We start from the raw sequence: 5109 nt of genomic DNA, 5'->3' as shown, positions 1-5109 counted from the left end.
CGAGGGCGAGGACGGTGAGGCTCCACGGGACGTAGGAGACGAGCATGAGGACCATGAGGCGGTTGGAGGAGACCATCGCCCCGATGCTCTCCAGGTAGTCCTCGCGCATCTTCACGTGCCCCGCGAAGACGGTGAGGGTGTCCTGCCCCATCAGCTTCTTGGCGTTGCGGAGCTCCTCCTTGTGGATCTCCTCGCCGTTGACGGGGGCTCCGGTGACCGGCTCGACCCAGAACATGCGCTTGGTCGTGTACCAGCGGGTGAGGCCCGAGTCGGCGAGGATCTTGGGGGTGATGCCCTTGACCGGCATGGCCTTGGGCATGGGGACCTTGGTCCAGGGGATGGTCTGCTCGAAGTAGTAGACCTCCATGCCGCGGAAGGTGCGGGTGCCCTTGTAGTGGATGGGGGCCGCGGTGCGGGTCTGGGCGTCGAAGTACTGGTAGTCGCGCTTCTCGGTCAGGAAGGGGAACTTGAACTCGATGCCCTCGCGCCGGACGGGGTCGCCGTCGACGGATTCGCCGGTGGCGTGGACCGGGTCCTGGGTGTGGGCGTCGAAGACGTACCGCTCCGGGACCTTGGAGACCATCTTGCCGTCGGGCCCCGTGACGTAGGCGAGGGCGTCCCAGACGACGACGTCGCGTCCGGCGTCGCGTTCGATGCGTTGCGACTCCTCCACGTTGCCCTTGAGGGTCTGGATGATCGTGATCTTGTCGACCTTCTCGGCCTTGAGGGTGGAGTAGTTGAGGAGGGTCGCGGGCCGCGCCTCCAGAACGGTGTCCTGGTACTGGTTCGCCGGGATCTTCGCCAGGCGGGGGAAGGCGTACCAGCGCAGGGTCGGGGCCATCGCGGCGCAGAAGACGGCGAGGGCGAGGAGGACGAGGCTGGCTCGGCGGCGCACGGTCGGCCCCCTACTTCTTGGGGCCGGGATCGGCGGTCAGCAGGGGCTTGGGCGAAGTGGGGCCGTCGGGCGGCAGATCGACCACGGAGAGGAGCAGGACGAAGAGGAGGACTGGGGCGAGTCCGATGGCGGCGGCGACGAGGGCGCGCATGGTCGGCCTCCCGGGATGCGATCTGATAGGTCGTCAGGGCGGGGGCACCGTAGCAACGCGGCCGCGAGATGAGAACACGTTGCACCCGGGTAACGCGAAGCGCCGCCCCTCCCGCCCGGTGCGGGCGGGAGGGACGGCGCGGAGGAACGCGGCGCACAGGCTCAGGCGGTCAGGCCGAAGGGGAGGCGCTGGGCGAGGGGGTGGCCTCGGGCGAGCCGCTGCCGGAGGGCGTCGGCTCCGGGGTCGGCTCCGGGTCGGTCGTCGGGGGCGCGGTGACCGTGAGGTCGATGAAGGTGGTGCCGCCGCCGGGCGCGGTCAGCTGGAGGTAGAACGTGCCCGCCTTGTCGCCCGCGAGGAGGTCGCCCGACGCGAAGGTGAGCAGTCCGTTCGTCCCGGTCTCAAGGGTGACGGTACGGACGGACGTGCCGTCGGCGCGCTTGAAGGAGGGGCCCTCGGTGCTCTCCTTGGGGTCCGTCTTCGAGGTGACGATCACCGCGGTGACCCGTACGCCGGGGGCGAGGGCGCCCTTGTCGGTGGCCTTCACCTGGATCTGCTGGGTGAAGGAGGTGCCGGTCGTGGCCGACAGCGGGTCGCCGGCGACCCGGGTGAGGGTGTCCGCCCGGCGCTCCGTGACGGTCGCGGCGAACTCGGCCGCGTGCAGGGTCCGGCCCACGACGGTGGCCCGCACGGTGAAGGACCCCGTCTTCGCACCAGCCCGGAGGGCGGGAGAGGCGGCGAGGCCGGTCGAACCGGTGGTGATGGTGGCCGTGGTGCCGCCGCCGGCGAAGCGGGTGTCGGTGGTGCCGGTGATCTCGAAGCGGATGGCCACGCCGGCGACCGGCTTGCCCGCGGCGTCGAGCGCCGCGACCCGGGGGGCTCCCGTGAAGGCGCTGCCGGTGGTCGTGGTCAGCTTCTCGTTGGCCACGATCACGAGCTGGGCGACCTTGACGGCCGCCGGGACGGTGGGCGGCGTCACCGGCGGGGTGACCGGGGGCTTGGTCGGGACGGTCGGCGGCTTGACCGTTCCGGGGCGGGTCTCCGACGGCTTCGGCTCCGGGGTGCGCGGCGTCGGCGCCGGAGTCGTGGGGACGGTCGGGAGCGGCGTGGTGGGGTGGGGGCGGTTGCCCCTGCCGACGTCGTCGCTGCGGTCGACCGGCAGCACGCCCGTGCCGTCCGGGATCTGGTGGGTGCCGCGCTGGTAGTACGTGACCCAGGACAGGACCGTGTTCAGGTACTCCGTCGAGTGGTTGTAGCTGAGGATGGCGCTGTCGAGGTCGGCCTTGAGCGCGAGGTTGCGGTCGTTGGCGCAGAGGTAGAGGCCGGCGGCCTGTGCCGCGTCGTAGATGTTGTTCGGGTCCTTCTTCCCGTCGCTGTTGGCGTCCTGGCCCCAGGTGGCCCAGGTGGACGGGATGAACTGCATCGGGCCGACGGCCCGGTCGAGCTTCGTGTCGCCGTCGTAGGCGCCGTCGTCGGTGTCGGTGATCAGGGCGAAGCCGTTGCCGTCGAGGGCGGGGCCGAGGATCCGCGGCGATGCCGTGCCGTTGGCGTCGACCCGGCCGCCGCGCGCCTGGCCGGACTCGACCTTGCCGATGCCGGCGAGCACCTGCCACGGCAGGTTGCAGTCGGGGTCGGTCGAGCGTATCGACAGCTCGGCGCGCTTGTAGGCGGAGTAGACGGACGCGGGTATGCCGGCCTCGGCGGGGCCGGTGATCACCGGAAGATTGCTGCTCGCCCCGGGCTTGTTCGGCGTGTTCAGCGGCGGCAGGGCCGTGTAGTACGGGGAATCGCCCGTCGCGGAGCCCCCTCCGGGCGGCGTCGTGTCACCGGCGCCGATGGCGTGGTCGCCGCCGGCGTTGTCCACGGGCGGCTGGACCGCTTCCGGTGCCTGCGAAGCGGCGAGCGCGGCGACCGCCGCGGCCATCACCACACCTGTGGTGGCTCCCTTGCGCAGCCGGTGACCCATGTGCGCTGCCATGTCCGTCGTCCCTCCCCATCAACGAGGTCCCGCGCTCCCCGCGCGAGACCTCTGGCGACCCTATGCCAACTCCGGACCACCGGGTACCGGCCCCTGACCGTGTTTCACGGTTTCGTCACCTCTTGGCCGCCTGCCGACCAGGTGAGTCCGGGAACCGACCGGAGCGTCCCGGCCCTCTTGCACTCCGGTCGATCACGCACTCCGGCCGCCGTCACCACCGAAAACCCTGGGGGAACTCCCGTTGCCGTTCACGCTGAGCCACGCCGCCGCCGTGCTGCCCGCGCTGCGCCGGAACGGGACCGCGCGCGGGTCGCTCGTCGCCTCCGCCCTCGTCGCCGGGTCCTTCTCGCCCGACATGACCTATTTCGCCGCGACCGCGTTCCCCGGGGCGATGACCCTCGGGGACGTCACCCACTCCCCCGTCGGGATCGTCACGGCGGACGTACTGATCACCGCCGCGCTCGTGGCCCTGTGGCTGACCGTGCGCGAGCCGCTCGTCGCGCTGCTGCCCGCCCGGTGGCGCGGCCGGGTGTACGGGCTCGTGCGGGGCCGGCCCTGGCGGGAACGGCACCCGGCCGCGCTCGCCGGATGGTTCTGCCTCTCGGCGGTCATCGGCGCCACGACCCATGTGGTGTGGGACTCCTTCACCCACCTCGACCGCTGGGGCACCCGCTCCATCCCCTTCCTCGGCGAGATCGTGGCCGGGTTCCCGGTCTACCTCTATGCGCAGTACGGGGGTTCGGCGCTGGCCCTCGTGCTCCTCGGCCGGTGCGCTGCGCGGGCCCTGCGCTCCTCCCTCCCCGGGGTGGAGCTGCCGGCCCGAATCCCCGTGCCGGGTCGGCGCGGACGGCTCCTCGCCACCGGTCTGATCGGCGGCTGCGTCCTCGCCGGTGTCGCCCACCGAGTCTTGCGCTGGGCCGCGTACTGGGGTTGGGACCGGGTCGAAACGCCCCTCGCCGTCATTCCGACGGCCTGCTTCGGCGCCGGCGCGGGGCTCGCCTTCGGGCTCGTGCTGTACGGGACGGGGGCGCGGCTCCTCCGGTCACGGCGGGCTCGGACGGCCCCGGCCGCGCCGCTCCCCCGGGACCTCCCTGACCCGGCCCCTCGGCCGGAGCGCTCCCGTCCGGGATCTCGCTGATCCGCTCCGGCGGGGTGAAGTCGCGGGCCGCCGCGCTGCCGGAGAGTCTGCGGTGCACGACGAGGGCGATGCGCTCCAGCGTGCGGACGCCGTACCGCATGGTGGGGTTGTCGTGGCTGAGGAGGGCGATCCTGTAGTCGACGGCGGGACTCCCTGGGGCGGTGTCCGTGCCGGTGTCGGTGTCGAGACTCGTACCTGTGGCTGTGCCTGTGCCTGTTCCCGCGCCTGCCTCGGGGTCCGTGCCCATGTCCGTCGCAGCCGTCGCCGGGCGCACGATGCCGATGCTGTGGACGCGCCAGGCGTGGGTCGCGCGGGGCAGCCAACCGTTCTTGAGGTGGACCTTGACCGTGCGGGGCGCGCCCGCCGTGACCCCCCAGGCCTGCTGGTGGACGACCTGCCCCATGAGGGACAGGGCCTCGGGACGGCGGGAGACCGCGGCGAGGAGGGCGAGTTGGTCGCGTGCGGTGGTGCGGGTGAGGCCCCAGTAGTGGCCGCGGCCGAGGACGGTGTCCCGGGCACCGGCCTCCCGCAGCACCCTGTTCAGCCGGGCGCGGGACAGCCCGTCCCACAGCTCGGTGGCGGCCTTGTTGTCGGAGCGGGTGATCATCGCCTTCAGCCGCCGCGCCTCCAGCCGGGTGGGCGCGCGGCCCAGCTCCTCCGCCCGCCCGAGGACGGCCTGCATGATCAGGACCTTGGCGATGCTCGCGGAGTCGTACGCGAGGGTGTCGGCGAGCCGGCAGCGCAGCCCGCGCCCGGGGTCGTGGACCGCGAGGGAGACCGTGCTCTCCCGGCCCTTGAGCGCCGCCGCGATGTCCTGGGACAGGCGGGCGGCGAGGGCCGGTTCGCGGGGCGAGGTGCAGAGGGCGGGCGCCGGGTGTGCCTCGGCGGGCTGGGGCCAGGCGGTGCCCGTCGCGCCGAGGAGGGCGAGGAGGAGGGCCCAGGTGGGGAGG

At 72.8% G+C, this 5109-nt stretch carries 4 protein-coding genes and 1 pseudogene; 1 reads left to right on the top strand and 4 read right to left on the bottom strand.

What is annotated here, in order from left to right; translation table 11 throughout:
• The 3 genes from CCN56_RS05905 to CCN56_RS05900 all read right to left on the bottom strand — a co-directional run.
• A partial coding sequence (locus CCN56_RS05905) for a DUF3068 domain-containing protein (RefSeq protein ID WP_086824275.1) occupies positions 1 to 895 on the bottom strand: 895 nt, incomplete at its 3' end.
• Between the two features lie 10 nt (positions 896 to 905).
• On the bottom strand, positions 906 to 1046 hold the full coding sequence (locus CCN56_RS41675; RefSeq protein WP_107072740.1) for an SPW_0924 family protein: 141 nt from the start codon (positions 1044 to 1046) through the stop codon (positions 906 to 908).
• A gap of 169 nt (positions 1047 to 1215) precedes the next feature.
• Complete coding sequence (locus CCN56_RS05900) at positions 1216 to 3021, bottom strand: lytic transglycosylase domain-containing protein (protein ID WP_086824273.1); 1806 nt, start codon at positions 3019 to 3021, stop codon at positions 1216 to 1218.
• Positions 3022 to 3262: 241 nt separating this feature from the next.
• Here CCN56_RS05900 and CCN56_RS05895 point away from each other — a divergent pair, with 241 nt between their 5' ends.
• Positions 3263 to 4159: a DUF4184 family protein gene (locus CCN56_RS05895; RefSeq protein ID WP_086824271.1), complete on the top strand. Its 897-nt coding sequence runs from the start codon at positions 3263 to 3265 to the stop codon at positions 4157 to 4159.
• A gap of 325 nt (positions 4160 to 4484) precedes the next feature.
• Here CCN56_RS05895 and CCN56_RS44230 read toward each other — a convergent pair.
• A pseudogene (locus CCN56_RS44230) lies at positions 4485 to 4766 on the bottom strand (serine hydrolase); the annotation flags it as partial.
• Between the last annotated feature and the right edge of the window lie 343 nt (positions 4767 to 5109).

Origin of the sequence: Streptomyces sp. NRRL B-24572 (genome assembly GCF_002156145.1) — a bacterium.
GTDB lineage: Bacteria > Actinomycetota > Actinomycetes > Streptomycetales > Streptomycetaceae > Streptomyces > Streptomyces vietnamensis.
Note: the sequence above shows the minus strand (reverse complement) of the source record. Positions and strands in the feature narration are given on the sequence as shown.

What these genes read in the sequence shown, in the direction of transcription:
- CCN56_RS41675 (WP_107072740.1), bottom strand. Translation starts at nt 1,046, where the DNA reads ATGCGCGCCCTCGTCGCCGCCGCCATCGGACTCGCCCCAGTCCTCCTC.
- CCN56_RS05900 (WP_086824273.1), bottom strand. Translation starts at nt 3,021, where the DNA reads ATGGCAGCGCACATGGGTCACCGGCTGCGCAAGGGAGCCACCACAGGT.